Here is a 22,414-nt window from a genome sequence, read left to right as displayed (position 1 = left end):
TGACCAGATCCCCTCGACCGGGTTGAGCTGCGGCGTGTACGAGGGCAGGTAGTGGACGATGAACGGTGATCCAGTCGTGGGCCGGACTTGTGGTCTGGGTGGACCATCGGCCGCCAGATCAGCCGGGAGCGTTCCCCAGGCTTGTAGCAGGCCAGGGCCGCGATGGAGATCCGTCGCTGGGAACGACCGCGGACGCGAACGACCGGCGTGACGCCGCTAGGGACCAGGTGCGGCTGGTGGGCGGCGTCATCGAGAAGCCTGCCTCGTCCTCGAAGACGAGGCAGGCATCGAGCGCCGCCGCGGCGCTTCACGGACGGCCAGGTCTCCTTCACCCATCCGGCCACCGCCTGCTCGTCCCGCTCGCGCGCAACTTTGGCCGGGACCTGATGACTTGAGCCGTGGCGGCGGAGCATCAGCGAGATGCCCGACACCGTGAACGGCTTGTGGAACCGCCGTCCGATCAGCGTCTTGATCCGGGCCAGGGTCCATGTCTGGTCCGGCCGGCCGTGCGCGACCGCGCCCTTGGCCAGCTCGATCTCCAGCACAGCGAAGAGGGTGTCACTCAGCCTCGGCCTGGAGACGGGCCCTGTGGATCGGACCCGTCAGCGCCCGCCTCCTGCCAGACCCGATGCCACCGATGCACCGAGCGCACGCTGACCCGTATGTCCTTGGCGACCTCCCCGTTGGTGGCCCCGGCGGCAAACCGCTGGGCTGCCTCCAACCGGCAACGCCGGCGGCTGGGCGGGCGGAGTGACCTCACCTCGGCGAGTCCCGACCTGCTGCGCGCGATGGTCAAGACGCTCGCCGACGCGCTGATGTCGGCCGAGGCGGACGCCCTCTGCAACGCCGAGTACGGCCAGGTCAGCGACGAGCGCGTCAACCACCGCAACGGCTACCGCCCGCGCGAGTGGGACACGCGCGCGGGAACCGTGGAACTGGCCATTCCCAAACTGCGCCAAGGCAATTACTTCCCCACCTGGCCGCTCGAGCGCCGCCGCCGGGCGCAGCAGGCCCTGATCAGCGTGGTCGCCACCGCCTACCTCCTCTGCCTCTCCACCCGACGCGTCGAGAAACTCGCCGAGTTCCTGGGCGTCACCCAACTGTCCAAGTGCCGAGTCTCGGAGACGGCCAAGCACCTGGACGCCCGCGTGGCCGAGTTCCGCAACCGGCCGCTCGACGCCAGCCCCTACACCTTCGTCCGGCTCGACGCGCTGACCCAGAAGGTCCGCGAGGGCGGCCGCGTCGTTGACATCGCCTGCCTGGTCGCCGTGGGCGTCAACAACAAGTGCCAGCGCGAGGTCCTGGGTCTGGACCTGGCCACCGTCGAGGACGGAGCCGGCTGGACCACATTCCTGCGCTCCCTGGTCGCCCGCGGCCTGACCGCAGTGCAGCTGGTCGTCTCCGACGCCCACACCGGCCTGGTCGACGCCGTCGCCGGTGTCCTCCCCGGCGCGAGCTGGCAGCGCTGCCGCACCCACTACGCCCGCAACTTGCCTTCACAGGCGCCGAAGTCGGCCCGGCCCTGGGTCGCCACCCTGCTGCGTACGGTGTTCGAGCAGCCCGACGCCGACGCAGTCCGCCACCAGATGACGCAGGTCATCAACTCGCTGCACGAGAAGTTCCCCGCCGCCGGCGAACACCTCGACGCGGCCCTCGAGGACCTGCTCGCGTGCACCGCCTTCCCCCGCACGGTCTGGAAGTCGATCTGGTCGAACAATCCGCAGGAACGGCTGAACAAGGAAATCCGGCGCCGCACCGAAGTCGTCGGCATCTTCCCCGACCGGACCTCGGTGATCCGCCTGGTCGGCGCGGTCCTGGCCGAGCAGAGCGACGAATGGGCCGAACAACGCCGCACATCGGCTCCGAGATCCCCGGCCGCTTCCGCCTCCACCCGATCGAGGGGCCATCGATACACCACTCCAGCGGACGTGACCCTCCAGCGCCAAGACCAGCCTGGGCGACTCAGTACGTACCCGTCGGGTGTATCCAGCGGAACTGAAGGAGCGGTTCGAACTGAAAGCACGCACGAAATCACCGGATCCCGAGCGGCTGCACTTGAGTCCGGACACGGCCAAGACGCGCAGCGCCTGTACCCCGCCGAGGTGCGGCTCGGCGGGGTACAGGCACTTAGGACCGCGCTCAGCCGCGCGGATAGAATGGCGGCAGCTCGGCGTCGACGTTGATCCAGGTGGCCTTGGGTTCGGTGTACTCCCGCATGGCTTCGAAGCCCATCTCGCGGCCGTATCCGGAAATCCCCACGCCGCCGAAAGGCGAACCAGGATTGACCCGCTTGTAGGAGTTCACCCAAACCATACCGGCGCGGAGCTCCCGGGCGGTCTTGTGAGCCCGCGCGAGATCCGAGGTCCACAGGCCGCCGCCGAGGCCGTAGTCGACGCTGTTGGCAATCTCCAAGGCCTCCTCGTCGGTCTTGAAGGTGTGCACGACCATGAAGGGACCGAACACTTCTTCGCGGGCCGCGCGCGCGTCAGGGGACGTCTCCACGATGGTGGGTCGGATGTAGTACCCGTCGGCCAGAGCCGGGTCGCTGGGGGCTTTGCCGCCGGCGAGGACGGTGCCGCCTTCCTGCGCCGCGACATCGAGGTAGGAGATCACTCGGTCCCAGTGCAGCTTCGAGGTGAGCGGCCCCATCTCGGTGGTCCGGTCCTTCGGGTCCCCCAGCCGGATCGAGTCGGCCAGGGTGACGAGGCGGTCCAGGAACTCGTCCTTGAGGGACTCGTGCACGATGAGCCGGCTGGCTGCAATGCAGGCCTGGCCTTGGTTGTGGAAGATGCCGAAGGCGGTGCCGTTCACAGCCGCCTCCAGCTGCGCGTCGGCGAAGACGATGTTGGCGCCCTTGCCACCCAGTTCGAGGTGGACCTGCTTGAGCGTGTCCGCAGCGCGCATGGCGATCTGCTTGCCCACATTGCTGCTGCCAGTGAAGGAAAGCTTGGTGATGTCGGGGTGCTCGACGATTCGCTGGCCGGCTGTTTGACCGTAGCCGGGCACCATGTTGATGACGCCCGGGGGGAAGCCCACCTCGGCAGCCAGCTCCGCGATCCGCAGCGCGGTCAGCGGAGTGACCTCCGACGGTTTCATCACCACGCAGTTGCCCGCAGCCAGCGCCGGCCCCAGCTTCCAGCCCACAAACATGACCGGGAAGTTCCAGGGGACGATCTGCCCGATCACTCCCAGCGGCTCGGGGACCACGTAGTCGAGGAAGCCCGCTTCGACAGGGACGACCGTGCCCTGGAACTTGTCGGCCATGCCACCGAAGTATCGGAACGTGGCGGCAGTGCGCGGGACGTCGAGGCCGAGGGTGTCGCGAAGCGGGTGCCCGGTGTCGCGGGTCTCGAGCAGCGCGAGGTTCTCGGCGTCGGCCTCGATGGCGTCGGCCAGCTTCAGCAGGAGGCGACCACGATCGGCAGCCGGCATGCGGCTCCAGTGCGGGAACGCCTTCCTCGCCGCGGCGACGGCGCGGTCGACGTCTTCCCGCCGGGCCTCGGCGACGTGGGCGAGGACAGATCCGTCGTGGGGGTCGATCGTGTCGAAGGTTGCCCCGTCGGCAGCATCGACGAAGTCGCCACCGATAAAGAGTTTGGTCTGCACGGTGATTCTCGAATCTTGCTCAGAAGTCGACCGGGTAGGTGGGGGCCTGACCCGACGCGATGGCCTCAGGGATCTTGTCGGAGTTGTTCTCCCAGACCAGCAGCATCGAGCGCTTCGGGGAGTAGCCCTGGTGGCGGATGTCGGCGGGCATGGCGCAGACGTCGCCGGCCTTCATGACGACGCGGGAGCGCACAGCCCCGGTGTCCCGGTCTTCAACCTCCCAGGTGATCTGGTCGGAGAGCTGGACGAACCATTCGACCCGGTCGTTGCCGTGGATGATCGGCAGGATGTACTCCTCGGTCGTGGGGCAGGCCAGCGAGTCCTTGCAGACACTGACCACCGAGGGGTTCCACGTGACGTCGGAGCGCGAGAGGTAGGCGAACAGGCTGAAGGCTGCGACCTCGTCCTCGAAGCCGGGCTCGACCTCGATGACCGGTTCGGCCTGGTCGACGTCGGCGAACATCCGGTTGACGGGGTAGCCCGACTCGTCGGTGCGGGGCTGCTGGTCGCCGGGCAGGCCCACCATCCGGTTGGCCGCCACGCGCTCGCGGGTCACCGCGGCGTCGTTACCGCCGTTCTTGACTCCGAACGCCGAGCCGGTCTCGTGCGGCGAGGCGAACGGGTCGAAGGACTCGTTGGTCCAGTCCGAGAGGATCGCCTTGAACGTCTCGCGGATGGCGGGGGTCTCGACGGTCTCGCTGTAGTCGAGTTCCGCCTTGCGGTAGGAGTCGTTGTAGCGGCCGGCGAAGATGTCGACGGTGCCGTAGTGGTTCACGGTGCCGAAGACGCCGTCGAAGTTGACGATGCCGTAGAAGAAGTCCCACGCCACATCGCGCTGCAGCGCACGCAGGAACGCGTCCACGCTCATCACGTGGCTGCCGGTCGGCCAGGAGATGTAGACGAAGAACTCGTCCCGGCGGAACGAGAACTCACCGAGCTTGAAGTCGTGGTAGCCGTCGGCGCTCACATCGGCGGAACGGACTATGTCGAGCGGAGTGGACATCGATGGCCTTCTTTCGCTGAAGTCGGTCGGGTCGGGCAGGACGTGCAGAGCAGGTCAGACGGTCTGGCAGATCTCGGCCCAGCGGTACTGACTGAGCGGGCCGCCGATGGTCTGCAGCAGCAGGACGCCGGGGGCGCCGTCCTTGACGAAGCGGTACGCCGAGCCCTTCGGCAGCAGCGCCTGGTGGCCGCGCTTGAGATGGATGCGGCCCATACGGCGACCGGCCGGCTCGCCTTCGAGGAGGACCGCGCCCTCGTCGCCCTCGGCGACGACCGGCGAGTCGAGCTTGACCAGTTCCACCAGCACCTCGCTGCCGGAGTCGTCCATGCACAGGGCGAACTCGTCGTGGGAGGCCGTGTACCAGGGCGAAGTGCCCTCGGCACGCACCGTTTCGAGGACGTACTCCCAGTTCTTCGCCACTGCCACGCGGTCCCAGGCAGGCATCTTCGCGGCGACCTCGAAGATGTTGGAGAAGGCGTAGTGGCGCGCGTCGTCGGCGATCAGCTCGACGCCGCCCTTCTCGTACGCTGTCAGCGACCCGAATGTGGTCGAGTAGCTGGCGTGCTGGACCGCACCGCCCTGGGCGGGACTGGTCTGGGTCATCTCAGTTGCTCCTCGAGTTCGAAATTGCGGGGGCCAAGTGCGACGGCTCGTAAAGGCTGGCCGCGACTTTGAGTCTCAAGTACTGATCACGCTCGAAGAAGGCCTCACCCCGCAGTTGGCGGATTTCCGAAGCCTTCACTACCGGGAGTGCGTGGGGCTGTAGAAGACGGTCTGCGGTGGTGCGGTCCGGCCGTTGGCCAGCGGAGCGTCGACCAGCTGCGGGGTGGCGCCGACGACCAGGGCCCGGATCTGCGCCAGGACATCGGCGACGTCCCGCTCCAGGGGCACCTCGAGCAGCAGCTCATCGGCTCCGGCGCGGGCCAACGCCAGGACCTGGTCCTGAGCTTGCTCGAAGGTTCCGAAGATCCCGACATGCCGCGGGTGCCGGTCTCCTTCGAAGCGCGGCTCGAGTGCAGCACGAGCCTCCGCCTCGCTCATCGTCCGCCCGATCGAGATCGGAACGCAGACCCGCAGTGGCCGTTCGACCCCCTCGGCATCCATCTCGGCCCGAGCCGCCGCAACCGTGACGGGGTTGTTGACCCACACGACGCCAGTGGCTCCGCTGGGCGGGGGGACCAAGACCTGGGCCGGGGCTGCTGCATGGACAAGCCGTTCGAGCTGATCCTGCGACGGAACCTCAGTCAGGTACGCGGCGGCGAACCCGAGCCGACCGGTCATGGCTGCGATATTGATCGCGGTGTCGGCGGGCAAGCTGCCTGGCAGCATGATCCCCACGCTGAGCAGCAGGCGGGTCATGGGTCCTCCTCAGGGAGTATGTGGTTCACAGGATCTGGGCCACTGCGGCGGTCAGCTGCCGGATCGTCGAGACCTCGAAGGCGCCGGTGCAGTGCGCGGTGTATTCCGTGGCGCGCGAGTCGAGGGTGTCCCACTCGCCGCGGGGCTCGGGATTGAGCCAGTACAGCCGTCGCGCGCGGTGGCGCAGTTCGGCAATGAGGGAGGTGGCAGGCTCACGGTCATGCGAACGGGCGTCCCCGGCGATGATCACGGTCGTCTTCGCGGTGACCGCGGATCCCCACGTCGCCAAAAAGGTCGTCAGTGCGCGGGCATAGTCACTACGGCCGTCCTTGGCCACCAACCCGCGCTTGGCAAGCAAGTGATGGGCGTCGATCACCCCCGGGCTCGACTCCAGAAGCTCAGTGATCTCGACGATGCCGTCGATGAAGACGAACGAGCGGACCCGGCGGAACTCCTCGTGCAGTGCATGCAGCAGCGTGAGGGTGAAGGGCGCGAACTGCGCGGTGGAGCCCGAAACGTCGCAGAGGATCACCAGGTCCGGTTTGCTCGGTCGGCGGCGGCGGACCACTGGAGTGACTGGCACACCGCCGTAGCCCATCGAGGCGCGGATCGTCCGGCGCATGTCCACCCCCGAGCCGCCCCGTCGGCGCAGCGCGCCGAGCTTCGAGGCCAAGTGCCGGGCCAGTGGCCGCATCGCCGTTCGCATCGCTGCCAGCTCGTCGGCTCCGGCCCGCAGCAAAGGACGGTCCTGCAGGTCCTCAAGCTGCTGGGCCGCGACGCCGTCTCCCTCACGCAGGCGACCGGACAGCATATCGGTGAGCCGACGGCTCATCTGCTCGATGGCGGCACGGGCTTCGGCGGCGCCGACGCCTCGACCGAATTCGGTGCTGTCGCGGTCGGCTTCGAGGTAGCGCCGGTACAGGTCGGGCACATTCATGCGACGCAGGACCCGCTGGGCGTGGTGCCCCGCCGATCGTCCGTCGTCGTGGTCGCCGGCGAACCGGTTGATCGCCTCGTCGAGGGCGTGGTCGATGTCGTCGGCCTCGTCTGCCTGTAGGGCCCGGACGACGGAGTCGAGCAGTTGCTCCTCGTCATCGGCTCGGCCGGCCGTGGTCGTCGATGCTGACGGCGCGTCGTCAGGGCGCGGGCGAAACAGGGGGAGGACCGCGTCGAATGACCGTCGGAACAGCACGTCGTGTGAGGCGTCCTTGACGAGCGTTGCGCGCAGCGCCGCTCGCATCTTCGACCGTGAGGTGAGATCGGTGTGCACCAAGGCCGAGAGTGCGTCGAGCACCTCGCTGGTCGATACCGAGACGCCACCCGCCCGTAGCCGGGCGACGATTGCGACCACGAGCAGCGGGCCGACGTCGCTCAGCGACGGCTTGTCGTTCTGTGGCATGGGGTTCTCCGCCGGTTTCATGGGGAGTGCCTCAGGCCGGGCGGGCGGCGAGGTGGAGCTGATCGCGGACCTTCGCCTTGTCCTGGTCGTTCTTGAGCACGACGCCGAGTGTCTGCCGTGCCACGGTGTCGCCGAGTTCGTGGTGACCGAGGGCCGCAACCGCCCGCGCCCAATCGATGGTCTCGGCGACGCTGGGGGGCTTGCGCAGGTCGAGCGCTCGCATGGCGCGGGTGGCTTTCACGATCTGCCCGGCAAGCTCCTCGCTGACCTCGGGTATGCGGCTGCGCACGATAGCGCGCTCCCGGGCCGCGTCCGGGTACTCCACCTGGGCGTGCAGGCACCGCCGGCGCAGTGCTTCGGACAAGTCCCGGGTGGCGTTGGAGGTCAGGACGACGAACGGTCGCTGGACGGCGGTGATCGTGCCGAGTTCGGGGATGCTCACCTGGTAGTCGCTCAGCAGCTCCAGCAGCAGCCCCTCCACCTCGACGTCCGCCTTGTCGGTCTCGTCGATGAGCAGCACCAGCGGCCCGTCGTGCCGGATTGCCGCGAGCAACGGACGCTCAAGGAGGAACTCCTCGCTGAAGATGTCGTCGTGCAAGTCGCTCCAGGCATGCCCTTCGTCTCCGGTGGCCTGTGCCGACTGAATCCGCAGGAGCTGCTTGCGGTAGTTCCACTCGTACAGGGCCCGGGCCTCGTCCAGTCCCTCGTAGCACTGCAACCGCACAAGCTTGGCACCCGTGCCGGCAGCGACCGCCTTGGCCAGTTCGGTCTTGCCCGTACCAGCCGGGCCCTCGAGCAGCAGGGGCTTGCCGAGGGCGTCGCCGAGGAAGACGACGGTCGCCAGCTCCTCGTCCACGAGGTAGCCAGTGGCGGCCAGGGAGTCTCGCGCGTGCTCGACGGAGGTGAAGAAGGCCATGGCATGTCTCTCTTGTTCGGGATCTGTCGGTGCGGGTGCTCAGCGGTTCGGCGCTGAGTGGTCCGAGGGAGCCAACACGATGTCGAACGTCGTCCGTGACCAGCTCTCGTCGACGACCCGCCCACCCGGAGTGGGGGTGCCCGCCGGCTGCCGCTCGAAGTCGCGAATCAGGGAGTGCTTGACTCCGAACACCGCGTCAGAAACGCAGCAGCTCGTCGCCCCGCACGACTTCAGCGCGGCGGGCGCCGGGTGCGTGAAGGAGAGCACGTAGGACAGCACCGTGGCATGAGCATCGTCCAGCTCCTTGTCTCAGACTGACCGGCTACGCCGACGCCTGGCCTGACCTCATGGAATCAGATCTTTGGCAGATGCGTCAATGTCAGACAATTAAGAAGTTGGAGATACCAAGAAGCCGCCCAGCCAGCGACGCCGGCTGGGCGGCAGGAGCTCTCCGTGATCGGACGGCTCGACGACTCGGTCTGCCCCATCTCTCCGAAGTAGGAGATGTGCGACGCCATCACCGTGCCTGCGGTGTCCACCTCGCCCCCGCTGCCGTGGTACTTGATGGGAGGCGGAGGGGCGCTTCCCCGCAGGGCGCGAGCAAGCCCCGTGAACAAGGCGTGCAGAACCCGGTTTCCGCTGGCAGCCGCGATCTTGCTGTGGAACTCGAGGTCGAAGGCGCCGACATGCGGATCGTCCGGGTCGAGCCCCCGCTCGCCTTCGAGCAACCACTCCAGCCCCGCGATCTGCTCGGCCATGCGATTCTTGGCGGCCAGCTCAGCCGCTGGCACCTCGAGGGCCTGACGCACGTACTCGGTCTCTGCCTCGATGATCCTTCCGAGCCGGAGGATCGCGTCCATTGACACCGACGGGCCTGCGGCCGGCGACTCATGGTCGAAGGTCTCCACGAAGCTGCCACCGCTCGACCCCCGCCGCTTCGAGATCAGTCCGTTGCCTCCGAGGGCGCGCAGCGCCTCACGCACCGTGGCTCGACCAACCTTGGAGTCGCTGGACAGCTGCGCCTCACTCGAAGGCCGTGCACCGGGCTTCAGCGAAGACGACATGATCACCTCGCGCAGTTGCTGCTCGCCCTGCCCTCGAGGACGGCTGAGCGGCTCGGCTTTGAAGCCCATGGCTATCTGGCATTTGCCGCCCCACAGCGGTTGATCGTGCAGCGTCAGTCTCCTCTCGACGGGCAGGCAATTGCTAGACAGAATCAGGTTACGGTGTTATGTCTGACGTATGACGGCAGCCACCCTTCCCCGTCCTGAGGTCTTCTCCACAGAAGCGGCTGGCCCCGAGCGCGTCAAAGCGTGGGAGGCCCACAATGCGGCTCAGCTCATCGCCCTGAGCTGTGATGTCCCATGCAATGCGGAGTTCGAGGCCGCCGAGGTCAACCTGGAGTTGACAAAGGCCCACCTCGCCCGTGTGAGCGGGTCCAAGCACAAGGTGATCCGCACACGCGATCTGATCGAGTCCGACCCGGCTCACGCTTACGCGGTATATGCGACCCTGCGTGGCAACGCGACGTTGGAGTACTCCGGACACACACGTGTCCTCCATCCCGGTCAGGTGATGGTGTGCGACGCGGATCTGCCGATCGCTCGCGGCTTCGCCCATGGGTTGGAGGAACTGGCGATCAGGGTCCCGAAGGAACTCATCCACACAACCACCGGGCTGGATCTCCTCGCCGAGCCTCTCATCTTCGACGCCCGCGCGGACGGTCACGCTCGAGCACTCATGCACATGCTCGGGACCGCGCTCGATGCCGGGATTCCTGTCCCGCCGGACGAGCAGGGATTGATCGAGCTCGTCTCCGTGCTGGCCGCAGGCCCCCGGACCAGCAGCGCCCTGCGCCATCGGGTGGCCGCACGCACTTACATCGCGCAACGCCTCCACGATCCGTCGCTCTCTGCTGCCGGTGTGGCTGCCGCAGTCGGGCTGAGCGAACGAACACTTTCCCGCGTCTTCGCGGCCAGCGGGATGAGCGTGCCGCAACAGATATTGGGCCGCCGGCTCGACGTTGCCTACGCCCTGCTGAGGGCACGACCTGAGCTCACCACAGCCGCGGCCGCGGCCAGGTGCGGGTTCTGGTCGTACGGTTACTTCAGCCAGACGTTTCAACGGCGCTTCGGTGTGACTGCCGGCGAGGTCAGGCGTCTGGCCCACGGTTCATCTGTATGAGGCACTTCCCGACGGTTGGCCGCAGCCCGCGGAGAAAGGCTGCATCGATCCGGAGACCAACCTTCCGAAATCCGCCACCCGGGTCGGGGCTCTTGGATTTGGGGACGTGCGGGGATCACCCTCGGACCTCAACCAATGAGGCACAGGCCGCTGGCCTCACCGTTCACGGCATCCAGGTCCTCAAAGGAGTGGTCCCATGTCCGTCCCACCCGCTGCCCGAACCGACACATCCAGCCCGAACCAGGGCAACCCAGGGAAGTGGATCGCCGCCACCGGCTTCCTGGTGCTCCTGACCGAGCTGACCGCGCTGGGCCTGTCCCTCGTCTCCCCCGCCCTCGGCGCATTCGCGGCGAAATACAACACCACACAGATCTCCTGGATGATCGCGATCTTCCTGCTGGTCGGCGCCGTCCTCACCCCGGTGCTCGGCAAGCTCGGCGACCGCGTCGGCAAGAAGAAGATCCTGGTCGCCACCGCCTTCGCCGGCGTCGTGGGATCCGTGGTCTGCGCGCTGGCCCCCAACTACGGCATCATGCTGCTGGGACGCGCCCTGATGGGCGCCTCGGGAACCTTCGTCCCCCTGACCTTCTCCCTGGTGCGCGACGTCTTCCCCAAGAAGTACCGCAGCCTCAGCATCGGCCTCGCCACCAACGGCGCCGGCGTGGTCACCATCCTCGGCCCCTTCCTCGCCGGCTTCCTCATCGACCAGATCGCCCCCGAGGCCATCTTCTGGTTTTACGCCGCCCTGTCCCTGCTCGGCGCGATCGGAACCATCCTCTTCGTCCCCGAGACCCCGATCCGCAACCGCTCCGCATTCGACGTGCCCGGCATCATCGGCCTCGCCGTCGGACTGCTCGCCCTCATGTACGGACTGACCAACATCAGCACCTGGCACCTTCTCAGCGGCCGCACCCTGACCTACGTCGGCGGCGGCGCCGTCATCCTCCTCGCCTGGTGGATGTGGGAACGACGCGCCGCGGCACCCTTCCTCGACACCCGGATCATGGCCAGCCGCCCGGTCGCCACCGTCGTCCTGTCCTCCAGCCTCATCGTCTCCACCACGATGCTCGCCACCAGCTATCTGCCCACGATGCTGCAGACATCCCGCAGCCTCGGCGGCGACTACGGCTTCGGCCTCGACGCGACCGGCGTCGCCGTCTACTGCATCGCCGGCGGCATCACCACCGTCCTGGCCGGCGTGGTCGTCGGTATCGGCTCCAAGCGCTACGGCCTCCGCCCCTTCCTGCTCCTGTCCGGCGTCTTCGCCGTCGCCGGCACAGTCACCCTCGCTCTTCTGCGCACCCAGCCGTGGATGCCCATCGTCGGATTCGCACTCGTCGGAGCAGCATCCATGTCCATGGCCGCGGGAGCCGCCCTGATCATGCAGCTCGCCCCCGCCAAGAGCCGCGGCGTCTCCGCCGGCATCCAATTCGCGGTCCAAGGTGTCCTCGGCAGCGCCATCATCCAAGCCGGCGGCCTCATCCTCGCCGGACACGTCAAGGCCGTCGCCCCCACCGGAGCCCCTGTCTACAGCAGCACCGGATGGATCCTCGCTATCGGCGCCCTCGGCGCCCTGATAGCACTCGCCGGCATCGCCATCGCCGCCCTCATCCCCAAACAACCAAAGGAAGCCGAAGCCGCCACCGAGACGAACGAACTCGTGGCCCAACCCCAACCCAGCTTCTGATCCGTTTACCCCGCGCGGAGCGTGACGGCATCCCGTTCCGCGTCTGGTCGTGGCCCGGGTCGACCGCCGATTCCGGGCTGATCCGGCAGGTCAAGCGCGATCTGCGGGAGTGGTCGTGGTCCGCGTGGTGTGGATCGCCGACCGCGGCTTCACCTCCGCCGCCAACCGCCGCGCGCTCATGCGAGGAGGCGGCTACATCATCGGCGGGAAGCTCCGCTCCGGCTCCGACGAGGCCAAGGCCGCTCTCGCCCGCGCCGGCCGCTGCCAGGTCGTCCGCGACAACATGCAGGTCAAAGAGGTCAATATCGGATCCGACGACCGGCTCATCATCTGCTTCAACCCCGACCATTGCCGTCCAGCTTCTCCTCTGCGGCGAACTTCTTCTGGTCCCGTTTCAGGCCGGGCTTGGTGGACAACTGCCCGGCCAGGTGAGCGCGTTCGGCCGCGTTCAGCTTGTCGCTGCCGGTGATGGCCTCAGTACCTTCTGCGCTCCAGCGACCCACACCTGTCCGGCGCATCGCCCTGGGGTACAAGCAGCTCCTTGAGGTGGAGCGAGGCTGGAGGGGGCATGAAGCAACTGCTGGCAGCCGTAGGCGGGCTGCCCAAGGGGGTGGTAGCGCGGGGGGCGGCACGGATTCACAGCCCGCCAGGCCTCCCGCAGCTTCACGTCGGTCGCGTACTTCTCCCGCGCCTTCCGCGAGCGGTTCGGCGTCACCGCAGGCGAGGTCCGAGCCGGGTCCGCCTGACCGGGCCGCGGCCCGCCATCCTCCTTTCCGCCATCTCGGCCCGGATCTCTGGGTCCGCCCGGGCATGACCGCCGACACTCGTACGCACCAACCCGGTGCCCTTGTCCGGGACGAAGAAAGGTGTGGCACATGCCCGCGTTCGACGATCGTCAGCCCGAGACCCGTCCGCCCGCGTCGTCGGTGGTCGAGAGGCAGGGCGTGAAGGGCGTGCGCTTCGACCACGACACACTCGCGCAGCGCGTGCGGTTCGCCTCGGCCTCGGCGGCGGAGATCCTCGCGGACGAGATCAAGGAGCTCGGCGCGGCCCGGGTCATGGTGATCGCCGCCGAGGCCGAACGGGAACTGGCGCACCGGATCGCCGCGCAGCTGCCCGTGGCGCACTGGCACCACGAAGTGGCCATGCATGTGCCGGTCGAGGTCGCCGAGCGGGCCAGAGAACAGGCCGCGGCCCATCGCGCCGACGCCCTTGTCTGTATCGGCGGCGGCTCGACGACCGGCCTGGCCAAGGCCGTGGCACTCACCACCGGTCTGCCCATCGTCGCGGTGCCGACCACCTACGCGGGCTCGGAGGCCACCAACGTCTGGGGACTCACCGAGCACGCCCGCAAGACCACCGGCACCGACCCCCGGGTGCTCCCGCGAACGATCGTGTACGACGCGACGCTCATGCTCACCCTGCCGGTCGACCTGAGCGTGGCATCCGGACTCAACGCCCTGGCACACTGCGTCGATTCGATGTGGGCCCCACGAGCCGACCCGATCGACCGGGCACTGGCCGGCGAGGGCATCCGGGCCCTGCGCATCGGACTGCCGCTGGTCGCCGCCGAGCCGGACGGCCTCGATGGGCGTGAACACGCCTTGTACGGCGCCTACCTCTCCGCGGTGGCGTTCGCCTCAGCGGGCTCAGGGCTGCACCACAAGATCTGTCACGTACTCGGCGGCATGTTCGACCTTCCGCACGCCCAGACCCATGCCGTCGTCCTTCCCCATGTACTCGCCTTCAACGCGCCGGCGGCGCCGGACGCCGAGCGACGTATCGCCGCCGCCTTCGACGCCGAGTCCGCGACCGGCGGCCTCGCCCGGCTGCGCACTCGGCTCGACGCGCCCCGGTCTCTTCGCGACTACGGCATGCCGGAGTCCGGCATCGGCCCCGCCGCGGAGGCGATCCTCGCCGCTGTTCCGCCGGGCAATCCGACCCCTGTGACCGCCGACAACATCACCGGGCTGCTGCACGCGGCCTGGGAAGGAGCAGAGCCCCGATGACCTACACCGTCTCCGCCGAACAGGAGCGTCGCGAGGCGGACCTGGTCGAGCGCGTCGTCCGTTCGTTCGACGGTTGTTCCGACCCGCGACTCAAGCAGCTGATGACCTCGCTGGTGCACCATCTGCACGCCTTCGCCCGCGAGGTCCGTCTGTCCGAGGAGGAGTGGACCAAGGGCATCGAGTTCCTGACCGCCGCCGGGCACATAACGGATGACAAGCGCCAGGAATTCATCCTGCTCTCCGACGTACTCGGCCTTTCCATGCAGACCATCGGCATCAACAACGAGGCGTACGGCGACGCGACCGAGGCGACCGTCTTCGGCCCGTTCTTCGTCGAGAACAGCCCCGAAATCCCCCTCGGCGGCTCCATCTCCGGCGTCGCGTCCGGGGAACCGTGCTGGGTGGAGGGCACCGTCTCCGACAGCGAAGGACAGCCGGTCGCCGGTGCGCGCATCGAGGTCTGGGAGGCCGACGAGGAGGGCCTCTACGACGTCCAGCACGACGACGGCCGGACCGCGGCCCGCGGGCATCTGTTCTCCGACGCCGAGGGACGCTACTCGTTCTGGGGCGTCACGCCGACGCCCTACCCCATCCCCTCCGACGGCCCCGTGGGCAAGATGCTCGCGGCCGTTGGGCGATCCCCCATGCGGGCCTCGCATCTGCACTTCATGGTCAGTGCCGAGGGGCAGCGCACGCTGGTCACCCACATCTTCGTCAGCGGTGACGAACTGCTCGACGCGGACACGGTGTTCGGGGTCAAGGAGTCCCTGGTGAAGAAGTTCGAACGCCAGGCCCCCGGCTCCCCGACGCCGGACGGCCGCGTGGTGGACGACTCGTGGTCACGGGTCTCCTTCGACATCGTGCTGGCACCGGCCGGTAGCTGATTGTTCGTCACAAGCTGAAGGGGTCGGGCCTCGACGCGGTAGCGGGTGCGCCCGGCCCCCTGGGCACACCAGTGCTCTCCACCCCGGCCGGTACGTGGCTCCCGAACGAGTGCGGCCGCGATTCGCGTAACCGTGCCATAGCCGTCCTGGCGGGACAGGTGGACAAGCGGCGTGTACCGGGTCGCTCAGATCCGCGCCGGGACGAGGTGCCCATTCGGCGTCGATCACCAGCGCTCGCACCCTTCCTCCCATACAGCATGACATCAGTCATTAGCCCCTAATGGGCGGGGGTGACATCTGACTTCAAACAAACGACAGGAAAGGAGCACAGTCATGCACGTGCGCCGCATAGTCACCGGGTTCGACGAGAAGGGGCGCAGTTGCGTCGTCTCCGACGGGCCGGCCCCTCGCACCCACGACTTCGTACACATCCCCGGCTTCAGCAACACCCTGGTCTGGTCCATGCAAGACGTGACGGCTCCGCGCGGCACGCCGGCGGATCTGAGCGTGACCGCGGAGTCGCTCCTCCCCGGCCCGGGCGGTTCGGGGATGACGGTGGTCAGGTTCCCGCCGTCGTCGGTGTTCGCCTCGGCCGACGTCGCCGCGGCTGAGGCGGAACAGCGCCAGGCACTTCCCGGTCTGGCGCACAGGTTCGACCCGGAACGACCGGGCTTCCACACGACGCCGACCGTCGATTACGTGATCGTGCTCGACGGCGAGTTGTGGCTTGAATTGGACCACGGCCCACAGACATTGCTACGCAAGGGCGACGTGGTGATCCAGAACGGCACGTCTCACGCATGGCACAACCGCACCTCGCAACCCGCCGTCCTCGCCGCAGTGTCGGTCGGAACACATCCGGTCTCCGACTAGGGTCCGTCTTCAAGGACGTCAGATGGTGGATCATGGTGGCTGTGATACGCCGCCATGAACTCACTGACCAGGAATGACAGTTGCTTGCCCCGCTGATACCGCGAGCCAGGACGGGCCGGCCGCGGGTGGCGAACGGCAGGTCATCAACGGGATGGTCTACAAGATCCGCACAGGAATCCCTCCTCGACGCCGACGTCCTGGTCACGCTCGCACCGACCGAGGACCGCGCCAAGGTTCAGGTGACGGTCGCGGAGCGTGACTTCGGTGTGATCAGCGCGGCGTACCTGCGGCCCGACCTGCTGCATGCCCGGTTCCTTGACGCCGGAGCCGTCCCTGCCGGCCGTACGAGTGCCGAAGGACCTGTACAGGGTCTGGGCGGCGGTGCGGTGGAGCGGGAGCTTGCCGAGGCAGCGCTTCCCTACACGTCCGTTGCCCAGCAGGGGCTGCCGGCCTCCGTCACCCACGTGCTGGCGGCGACCCCGCAGCCCTCGCGGAACTCGGGCTTTCCCTCGTTGTGACGGCTGCGGCGCCGCCGCCATTCCCGGACACTGCCGAGGGACGCCGGCCCGCCTCCGCACTGCAGGCGTACGCCACCGCCGCGTCCGCAGGCACCACTGAGCTGCCCGAAACGAAGCGGCTGTCCAGCCCACCGCTGCCCGCGGGCACATCGCGGACGTCGACGAAGAAGACGACGGGGACGGTCTGGTACCGGGGGACGAGGAGGACGAACCGGAGGGAGCGGTCTTCCCCGCGCTGCGGATCCTCAAGGACGCGGTCGCCCGCTCGAAGACGCCCCCGGTCCCGGTCATCCGCAGCGAAGAACGTGACAGCGGCCCGTGGCCCCTGATCAGCGAGGACATGGACGGCGAGCCCCGCTGGGTGCACCCCGACGTCTCCCTCACCCGCGCCCCCGCGTCAAGGCGAACGGCAAGCGCGTCCGGCGCGACCTGCTCGAGGTGCTGACTCCTTCGGTGAGGGCGTGCTGTGCTTGATCGACCGCAACGGCAGCTACCCCTCGGCCTGCTCGGCCGTTCCCCTCGCCCCGAACAAGCTCCTGCACACCGGCCCCCTGGACGCCTTCGACAAGACCCAGGCGGGCACCTACCTCATCGACATCCCGCAGTGGAACCGAACGGAAAATGAACATCCCGCGCTCGTGACATAGACCATTGAGTGTTGGTCTGCCATGCGAGACGGGCGGGAATAAACGCCGCCTGAGCGGAATGGTTCGGATCTGGTCTGGGCGAACTCGTGAAACGGCCAGATAGCGCGATAGGACCGCCCGCCCCGCCACCCGGGCGAGAGCCGGGGCGACGGCGGTTTCCGCCGCGGCCCGGTCCTGCTCGGCCAGCCGGTTCAGTCCGGCGAGCTCCTGCATACCAACGCCCTCCCCGCGTCATCCCCCTACCGCCCCGGTGACGGATGGTAAGGGCGGCACGGTCCTCGGTACGGCAGAACCCGACAACGGCAACGGCAACGGCCGCCACGGCAGACGATCTTCGCCGTGGACACCCGCCGACGACCAGCATGAGTATCCCGCTCGCCCCTCACACCAGACCCTTGACCTGCGAACTTCACGTTGCACGGGCCTCACTGGAAGTTCGCAGAATTCCCAGGAGGGCATGACGGCATCATCTCCGCCCCAGGCCCAGCGCGATCCTGACGAAGCTGCGGGTGACGAGCCGGGTGCAGGCCGCGCTGCTGGCGCAGCAGGCCGGGCTGCTCGACGAGCGCCCGCGGTCGGAAGCCGGCCGATGAGCCGTTCACGTGCCGTGTGGCAGCGGGTTCCCGCGCCGGTCGTAGACATCGTCCTGGTGGCGGTGGCGGCGGTGGACGTATGGCTGAACATGTGGGAGCACACTCGTCCCGAGGTGGCGCTGGCCGCGCTCGGCTGCGCCGCGTTGGCGTTCCGGCGCAGGTTCCCGCTCGGCGTGTTCCTGCTCACCCTGCCCATCGCGCTGATGCAGGATGTCGCCGTCGCGGTGCTCGTGGCGCTGTTCACCCTGGCCGAACGCACCCGCGACCGTCGGCTCCTCGCGGTGTGCGCCGCCCTGTCCGCCCTCGCGAGCAGCACTCCGTGGCCCCTGGCCGAGGTCGACCGGACCATGACACTGGTCTTCTTCGTGTACGGCCTGGCCACCAGCGTGGCCCGGTCCTCTTCGGCCAGCTCCTCAAGCGCAACGGGACTTGGCGCGGCGGCTTGTCGAGGTCGAGGAGGCCAAGGAGCACGAGCCGGCCCTGCACAGGCCGTGGCGGCGAAGGCGCTCCAGGTGCACGGTGGATACGGCTACACCCAGGACTTCGCCGTGGAGAGGCTGTTGCGCGGCGCGATATCCCTACGGGCCGCCACCGGGGTCACGCACGCCGCTACGGGAGCGTGATCGTCACGTCACTGCCCAGCATCGACGGAACCGGGTCTGAGCGCCGGGATGTCCCAGTGCTCCACGATCCGGCGATCGACCAGTCGGAGGATGTCGACACCGAGGCCGGTCTGATTTCCGACGCGGACGCGCTCGAGGAACCACACCAGATCGCCTTCGGCGACAGTGGCGACCACCGTGAAGCTCGGTCTGAACTCATCCGGAAGGCCGCCGGTTTCCTCCAGGGAGCGGCGGATGGCCTCAGGACCGTCGGGGATGGTCTCGTTGTGCTGGAGGTAGACCTCGCCCCAGTGATCAGCCACGACGGTGTGGTCGAACTCGATGAATCGGGCGAAGGCCGCCGACGCGACCTCGCGGTTGATCGCTGTCATAGCGGCTTCCCCGTAGCCCGTACCGTGAGTGCGCTGGTAGGCATCGCTGAACACCGACCTTCCGCTGACCGTGCTCGACGGCACGGCGACGTGGAGCTGCCAGTGCTCCGCGACCTGGTCGCCGACGAAGCGGAAGAATTCACACCAGGACTCGCCGCTGAACTCGTCACGCGGATCCGTTGAGGCGTGCCAGTGCACGGCCACGAACTCATCATCAGAGACGGTTCGCTTCACCGTTGCGACGACTCCGGGAAGGCGAGTCTGCAGCTCGAGGTAGAGCTGACGCGCTCCGGCCGGCCCGTCGCTGAGCGGCTGGGAGGAGCGGTGATGGCGGGCCTCTGGCGAGAAGATCGTCTCGAGGACATCGTCGCTCTCGACGTGGAGGCGTCCGGCGGTCAGGGCGTCGTAGATGCGCAGTACCGACTGACGTCGGCGTTCGGATTCGAGCATGAGCTGTGATTCTCCGGTCGTAATCAGAGGTGCGGCACGAGGACTCCCGCAGTTGTGTCCGCGGCGGCGTCATAGCGGTGGCATGCAACGTGTCCGTCGTCGGCCGCGAGGTGGACCGGCGGCTGCTCGACCCAACACCGGTCTTCCGCGAACCCACACATGGGTGCGAAGGGGCAGCCTCCGCCCCGCGGTGGCTCGGGGCGAGGATCGCGCGCGGGGCGCAGCTGATCTGGCTTCGCCAGCCGGTCGAGCTCGGGCGACGCCGCGACCAGGGCTTGGGTGTGAGGATGGCGTGGGTGGCGGGCAACCGTCTGCGCGGGCCCGTCCTCGAGCACCTGGCCACGGTAGGGCACCACGATCCCAGTCAGACATGTAGCGCACGACGTCGAGGTCGTGACCGATGAAGCAGTAGCTGTGAGGACGCCGCACGGTGCCGGGTGATTTTGACGGACAAGCGGCACCTCTGTCTAATATTGGAGGTTTAGCGATCGCCAAAGTAACCTCGCTTGCAACCCGCGTCAATGGTCCGCGCATCAAGCCCAGGCCCACGCCCAGGTGACACTGTTCGCCCACCTGGAGGACCGTGCTGGACATTCGATCTCTTGTGAATGTCTGACAGATCACCGCCCAGCTGCTCAGCATCGCCGCACGCAGGACGGAATAGATCGAATCCGACCGCGACGGCGACCTCCTGCCCCCTGTACGAGGACGCCGCACTGATCACCGACAACGTCGGGCAGCGCCTGAACTGGGCTGCCCGCTCCCTCGACCCGTAAGGAGCCCCCGCATGACGTCGCTGCCGTATCCGAACCTGGACGAGAGCTCTGCACCAGCCCCGGCGGCAGGAGCCCAGCCGACGGCGGACCCGCCCGGGCCGCCCGCCGTCGGCGCCTGACAACCCTCGGCGCAGCCATGACGCGGCGCGGCCGACGGTCTGTCGGAACGTCGGCCGCCCGTACCGGCGCGAGCACCGCGCATCACCTCTGGCATCCGAAGACACCGACTCATCAACGGCCCTGCCCGAAGTCGGCTGCGGGGAGGACCAGGCGGAAGGTGCAGCCCTCGCCCGGGACGGTATCGAGTTCGAGACGGCCGCCGTGGCCCTGGGCGATGGCCGCGGCGATGGCGAGGCCGAGGCCGCTCCCGCCGTGGCTGCGGGAACGGGCGGGGTCGGCCCGGTAGAAGCGCTCGAAGACGTGCTCGGCGTCGATGGGGGCGAGGCCCGGTCCTTCGTCCGCCACCTCGATCACGCTGACCGGGAGGCGCTCCGGGAGCGGCGGCGAGGCGGAGGTGCGTCCCGGCCGGTCGGTGCCGCCGGTTCCGGGTCCGGTCTCTGTCGTGCCCACCCGTACGTGGACACGGGTGCCCGGCGGCGTGTGGATGCGGGCGTTGGACAGCAGGTTCTCCAGGATCTGGCCCAGTCGGCGCGGGTCGCCGACGGTCTCGGCCACGTCGAGTTCCTCGGTGCCGCCCGGATCTGCCGGAGTGGGCAGCGGGCCGAGGTCGACGGGGTGGGAGTGGCTGTGGACGGCGGCCGCGCTCACCGCGTCCGCCGCGAGCGAGAGCAGGTCGACCCGTTCTCTGCGGTAGGAGGGTTCGCGGTCCAGGGTGGCGAGCAGTTGGAGGTCGTCGACGAGCAGGCTCATGCGCTCCGCGTTCTGCGCGATGAACCGGTTGGCCTCCCGCAGCTCACGCTCCGGGCGCCGCTCCGGACGCAGCGCGAGCTGGGCGTACCCCTGGATGGCGGTGAGCGGAGTGCGCAGTTCGTGCCCGGCGTCCGCGACGAACCGGCGCAGCCGTGCCTCAGAGGTCTCGCGGGCCAGCAGGGCGGTCTGCAGTCTGTCGAGCATGGAGTTCAACACCCGGCCCAGTCGTCCGATCTCGGTGCGCGGGTCGGTGTCCGGCAGTCGCAGGTCGAGCCGGCCCGCGGTGATGTCCTGGGCAGTTCGTTCCGTCCTGGTCAGTGGCAGCAGCCCCAGCCTCACCACCCACCGGCCCAGGGCGAGCAGGCCGGCGATCGTGACAGCGAGCAGCACGGCGTTCAGCCACAACAGCTTCGAGGTGGCGCCGTCGACGGTGTCGAGCGGCAGGGTCACCACCGCGCTCATGCCGTCCGGGCCAGGGCTGAGCAGTACCCGCCAGCGGCCGTCACCGCTGATGGCGGACACGGTTTCCGGGTGCCCGTCCCTCAGGTCGAGGTCCTGCGCCTGATCGGCCAGCCGAGGCCCCGGCTTTGCCTCCATGCCGAGGGAGTTGTTCAGGCGCTGCCCGGAGGAGTCGTAGAAGTAGACGTGGAAATCCGACGGCAGTGCGTCCAGGTGTTCGGTCGGCGCGGGGAAAGCATTCCGGAGGGCGTCGCGGAAGGCCGGGGTCGGGGGGTGGAACTCCACCAGCTGCTGGTCGACGCGATCGAGCAGCCAGGAGCGGAGCACCACGTAGCCGATGGCCTGGGAGGTCAGTACCGCCGCCGTGGCGAGGACGGTGACGCCGAGGATCAGTCGTTGTCGCAGTGAGCCGGGTGGCCTGGGCAGGCGGGGGATCACTGCTCCGGCGTCCCCTCGTGGTCGCGGGGCAGCCGCAGGCAGTAGCCGACGCCGCGCACGGTCTGGATGAGCGGCGGCTCGAAGGAGTCGATCTTCCTGCGCAGGTAGCGGACGTACGTCTCGATGATCCTGGCGTCACCGGCGAAGTCGTAGCTCCAGACGTGGTCGAGGATCTGGACCTTGCTCACCACCTGGCCGGCGTTGGACAGGAGGTAGGCCAGGAGCTTGAACTCGGTCGGGGACAGGGCGATGTACTGTCCCGCGCGGTGCACCTCGTGAGCGCCCTCGTCGAGTTCGAGGTCGGCGTAGCGCAGGACGCTCGGTGGTGGGAGTGCCGCGTCCACCGGTGCCGTGCGGCGCAGGATGGCCTCGATACGCAGCAGCACCTCCTCGATGCTGAACGGTTTGGAGACGTAGTCGTCGCCGCCGACGCTCAGGCCCTGGATACGGTCGTCGGTGCCGGTGCGGGCGGTCAGGAACAGGATCGGACATTCGTCCCCCGCCGCCCGCAGCCTGCGGGTCACCTCGAAGCCGTCCAGGTCGGGCAGCATCACGTCGAGCAGCACCAGGTGCGGTCGCAGGCGTTCGACCTCGACGAGGGCGGACTGTCCGGTGTCGGTGCTGCTCACCTCGTATCCGGTCAGGCGGAGCGTCGCCTCCAGCAGGGTGCGGATGCTGGGCTCATCCTCGACCACGAGAAGCCGATGTCGCGGACGAGTCGTTGCGGACTGCTCGGTCATGACGTGATG

Annotated in this window: 21 protein-coding genes and 6 pseudogenes; 12 read left to right on the top strand and 15 right to left on the bottom strand. The window is 68.3% G+C overall.

Translation table 11 applies throughout. The features are described from left to right. Nucleotides 1–3: 3 nt before the first annotated feature. The 3 genes and pseudogenes from STSP_RS41325 to STSP_RS41430 form a co-directional block, all read right to left on the bottom strand. A pseudogene (locus STSP_RS41325) lies at nt 4–48 on the bottom strand (hypothetical protein); the annotation flags it as partial. 332 nt (nt 49–380) lie between these two features. Then, nucleotides 381–545 (bottom strand): annotated as a pseudogene (locus tag STSP_RS41435) (helix-turn-helix domain-containing protein); the annotation flags it as partial. Nucleotides 546–562: 17 nt separating this feature from the next. Then, complete coding sequence (locus STSP_RS41430) at nt 563–760, bottom strand: helix-turn-helix domain-containing protein (protein ID WP_456300509.1); 198 nt, start codon at nt 758–760, stop codon at nt 563–565. On the opposite strand from STSP_RS41430, the pseudogene STSP_RS25365 reads away from it, so the two are divergent. After that, nucleotides 738–1,999 (top strand): annotated as a pseudogene (locus tag STSP_RS25365) (IS256 family transposase). The gene STSP_RS41430 and the pseudogene STSP_RS25365 sit on opposite strands and share 23 nt — an antisense overlap. A gap of 140 nt (nt 2,000–2,139) precedes the next feature. On the opposite strand, the gene STSP_RS25360 reads toward STSP_RS25365, so the two are convergent. The 7 genes from STSP_RS25360 to STSP_RS25325 all read right to left on the bottom strand — a co-directional run bounded on the left by STSP_RS25360 (nt 2,140) and on the right by STSP_RS25325 (nt 9,416). After that, nucleotides 2,140–3,606, bottom strand: coding sequence for an aldehyde dehydrogenase family protein (locus tag STSP_RS25360; protein ID WP_067282551.1), 1,467 nt, complete (start codon nt 3,604–3,606; stop codon nt 2,140–2,142). Nucleotides 3,607–3,625: 19 nt separating this feature from the next. Further along, nucleotides 3,626–4,609 (bottom strand): hydroxyquinol 1,2-dioxygenase, encoded by a 984-nt coding sequence (locus STSP_RS25355; protein WP_067282548.1) that lies wholly within the window; start codon nt 4,607–4,609, stop codon nt 3,626–3,628. 54 nt (nt 4,610–4,663) lie between these two features. Next, complete coding sequence (locus STSP_RS25350) at nt 4,664–5,212, bottom strand: cupin domain-containing protein (RefSeq protein ID WP_067282545.1); 549 nt, start codon at nt 5,210–5,212, stop codon at nt 4,664–4,666. A gap of 138 nt (nt 5,213–5,350) precedes the next feature. Next, a complete protein-coding gene (locus STSP_RS25345; RefSeq protein WP_067282543.1) occupies nt 5,351–5,968 on the bottom strand; it encodes a hypothetical protein in 618 nt (205 codons plus the stop codon). Nucleotides 5,969–5,993: 25 nt separating this feature from the next. After that, the gene (locus STSP_RS25340) at nt 5,994–7,367 is read right to left on the bottom strand and encodes a VWA domain-containing protein (RefSeq protein WP_157902898.1); all 1,374 of its coding nucleotides are present in this window, start codon (nt 7,365–7,367) and stop codon (nt 5,994–5,996) included. Nucleotides 7,368–7,398: 31 nt separating this feature from the next. Continuing rightward, nucleotides 7,399–8,283, bottom strand: a complete 885-nt coding sequence (locus STSP_RS25335) for an AAA family ATPase (protein ID WP_067282537.1) — start codon at nt 8,281–8,283, stop codon at nt 7,399–7,401. 353 nt (nt 8,284–8,636) lie between these two features. Next, entirely contained in the window at nt 8,637–9,416 is a 780-nt protein-coding gene (locus STSP_RS25325) for a FadR/GntR family transcriptional regulator (RefSeq protein ID WP_067282531.1), read from the bottom strand. Between the two features lie 109 nt (nt 9,417–9,525). On the opposite strand from STSP_RS25325, the gene STSP_RS25320 reads away from it, so the two are divergent. The 3 genes and pseudogenes from STSP_RS25320 to STSP_RS41425 all read left to right on the top strand — a co-directional run. After that, nucleotides 9,526–10,467, top strand: coding sequence for an AraC family transcriptional regulator (locus STSP_RS25320; protein WP_067282529.1), 942 nt, complete (start codon nt 9,526–9,528; stop codon nt 10,465–10,467). Nucleotides 10,468–10,663: 196 nt separating this feature from the next. Next, nucleotides 10,664–12,154 (top strand): MFS transporter, encoded by a 1,491-nt coding sequence (locus STSP_RS25315; RefSeq protein WP_067282526.1) that lies wholly within the window; start codon nt 10,664–10,666, stop codon nt 12,152–12,154. A 17-nt stretch (nt 12,155–12,171) separates the two neighbouring features. Continuing rightward, nucleotides 12,172–12,503 (top strand): annotated as a pseudogene (locus STSP_RS41425) (IS1634 family transposase); the annotation flags it as partial. Here the strand turns inward: STSP_RS41425 and STSP_RS39285 are convergent. Beyond that, on the bottom strand, nt 12,490–12,672 hold the full coding sequence (locus tag STSP_RS39285; RefSeq protein ID WP_157902897.1) for a hypothetical protein: 183 nt from the start codon (nt 12,670–12,672) through the stop codon (nt 12,490–12,492). The pseudogene STSP_RS41425 and the gene STSP_RS39285 overlap by 14 nt on opposite strands. 435 nt (nt 12,673–13,107) lie before the next feature. Here STSP_RS39285 and STSP_RS25310 point away from each other — a divergent pair, with 435 nt between their 5' ends. From STSP_RS25310 to STSP_RS41320, 8 genes and pseudogenes are all read left to right on the top strand, one after another. After that, nucleotides 13,108–14,163 (top strand): maleylacetate reductase, encoded by a 1,056-nt coding sequence (locus STSP_RS25310; RefSeq protein ID WP_067282612.1) that lies wholly within the window; start codon nt 13,108–13,110, stop codon nt 14,161–14,163. Continuing rightward, entirely contained in the window at nt 14,160–15,047 is an 888-nt protein-coding gene (locus STSP_RS25305; RefSeq protein ID WP_067282523.1) for an intradiol ring-cleavage dioxygenase, read from the top strand. Before STSP_RS25310 ends, STSP_RS25305 begins: the two co-directional genes overlap by 4 nt. A gap of 333 nt (nt 15,048–15,380) precedes the next feature. Beyond that, nucleotides 15,381–15,920, top strand: a complete 540-nt coding sequence (locus STSP_RS25300; protein ID WP_067282520.1) for a cupin domain-containing protein — start codon at nt 15,381–15,383, stop codon at nt 15,918–15,920. A 125-nt stretch (nt 15,921–16,045) separates the two neighbouring features. Continuing rightward, on the top strand, nt 16,046–16,438 hold the full coding sequence (locus tag STSP_RS39760; RefSeq protein WP_067282518.1) for a hypothetical protein: 393 nt from the start codon (nt 16,046–16,048) through the stop codon (nt 16,436–16,438). 461 nt (nt 16,439–16,899) lie between these two features. Continuing rightward, nucleotides 16,900–17,085, top strand: coding sequence for a hypothetical protein (locus tag STSP_RS39755; protein WP_067282515.1), 186 nt, complete (start codon nt 16,900–16,902; stop codon nt 17,083–17,085). 485 nt (nt 17,086–17,570) lie between these two features. Continuing rightward, a pseudogene (locus tag STSP_RS40415) lies at nt 17,571–17,678 on the top strand (DNA-binding response regulator); the annotation flags it as partial. Then, a pseudogene (locus tag STSP_RS25285) lies at nt 17,675–18,164 on the top strand (DUF7134 domain-containing protein); the annotation flags it as partial. The pseudogenes STSP_RS40415 and STSP_RS25285, both read left to right, overlap by 4 nt. Before the next feature lie 5 nt (nt 18,165–18,169). Next, nucleotides 18,170–18,301 carry an acyl-CoA dehydrogenase family protein gene (locus STSP_RS41320; protein WP_408646357.1) on the top strand — a complete coding sequence of 44 codons (132 nt, stop codon included), beginning with the start codon at nt 18,170–18,172 and terminating at the stop codon, nt 18,299–18,301. A gap of 8 nt (nt 18,302–18,309) precedes the next feature. Here the strand turns inward: STSP_RS41320 and STSP_RS25280 are convergent, their stop codons facing one another. The 4 genes from STSP_RS25280 to STSP_RS25270 all read right to left on the bottom strand — a co-directional run bounded on the left by STSP_RS25280 (nt 18,310) and on the right by STSP_RS25270 (nt 22,405). Further along, entirely contained in the window at nt 18,310–19,122 is an 813-nt protein-coding gene (locus STSP_RS25280) for a nuclear transport factor 2 family protein (protein ID WP_067282508.1), read from the bottom strand. A 23-nt stretch (nt 19,123–19,145) separates the two neighbouring features. Next, complete coding sequence (locus STSP_RS41315) at nt 19,146–19,457, bottom strand: oligopeptide/dipeptide ABC transporter ATP-binding protein (RefSeq protein ID WP_408646356.1); 312 nt, start codon at nt 19,455–19,457, stop codon at nt 19,146–19,148. Between the two features lie 672 nt (nt 19,458–20,129). Further along, a complete protein-coding gene (locus STSP_RS25275) occupies nt 20,130–21,665 on the bottom strand; it encodes a sensor histidine kinase (protein WP_067282505.1) in 1,536 nt (511 codons plus the stop codon). Next, on the bottom strand, nt 21,662–22,405 hold the full coding sequence (locus STSP_RS25270) for a response regulator transcription factor (protein ID WP_031480891.1): 744 nt from the start codon (nt 22,403–22,405) through the stop codon (nt 21,662–21,664). The genes STSP_RS25275 and STSP_RS25270 overlap by 4 nt, the downstream gene beginning before the upstream one ends. Nucleotides 22,406–22,414: the final 9 nt, after the last annotated feature.

Origin of the sequence: Streptomyces jeddahensis, from assembly GCF_001642995.1 — a bacterium.
Lineage (GTDB): Bacteria > Actinomycetota > Actinomycetes > Streptomycetales > Streptomycetaceae > Streptomyces > Streptomyces jeddahensis.
This window is presented reverse-complemented; position numbering and strand designations above follow the sequence as displayed.

Bases quoted from the DNA above. Each gene is read 5' to 3' on its own strand.
- STSP_RS25340 (WP_157902898.1), bottom strand. From the start codon at position 7,367: ATGCCACAGAACGACAAGCCGTCGCTGAGCGACGTCGGCCCGCTGCTC.
- STSP_RS25270 (WP_031480891.1), bottom strand. From the start codon at position 22,405: ATGACCGAGCAGTCCGCAACGACTCGTCCGCGACATCGGCTTCTCGTG.
- STSP_RS25350 (WP_067282545.1), bottom strand. From the start codon at position 5,212: ATGACCCAGACCAGTCCCGCCCAGGGCGGTGCGGTCCAGCACGCCAGC.
- STSP_RS25335 (WP_067282537.1), bottom strand. From the start codon at position 8,283: ATGGCCTTCTTCACCTCCGTCGAGCACGCGCGAGACTCCCTGGCCGCC.
- STSP_RS25300 (WP_067282520.1), top strand. From the start codon at position 15,381: ATGCACGTGCGCCGCATAGTCACCGGGTTCGACGAGAAGGGGCGCAGT.
- STSP_RS25345 (WP_067282543.1), bottom strand. From the start codon at position 5,968: ATGACCCGCCTGCTGCTCAGCGTGGGGATCATGCTGCCAGGCAGCTTG.
- STSP_RS25280 (WP_067282508.1), bottom strand. From the start codon at position 19,122: ATGCTCGAATCCGAACGCCGACGTCAGTCGGTACTGCGCATCTACGAC.
- STSP_RS39285 (WP_157902897.1), bottom strand. From the start codon at position 12,672: ATGCGCCGGACAGGTGTGGGTCGCTGGAGCGCAGAAGGTACTGAGGCC.
- STSP_RS25315 (WP_067282526.1), top strand. From the start codon at position 10,664: ATGTCCGTCCCACCCGCTGCCCGAACCGACACATCCAGCCCGAACCAG.
- STSP_RS25325 (WP_067282531.1), bottom strand. From the start codon at position 9,416: ATGGGCTTCAAAGCCGAGCCGCTCAGCCGTCCTCGAGGGCAGGGCGAG.
- STSP_RS25320 (WP_067282529.1), top strand. From the start codon at position 9,526: ATGACGGCAGCCACCCTTCCCCGTCCTGAGGTCTTCTCCACAGAAGCG.
- STSP_RS25355 (WP_067282548.1), bottom strand. From the start codon at position 4,609: ATGTCCACTCCGCTCGACATAGTCCGTTCCGCCGATGTGAGCGCCGAC.
- STSP_RS25305 (WP_067282523.1), top strand. From the start codon at position 14,160: ATGACCTACACCGTCTCCGCCGAACAGGAGCGTCGCGAGGCGGACCTG.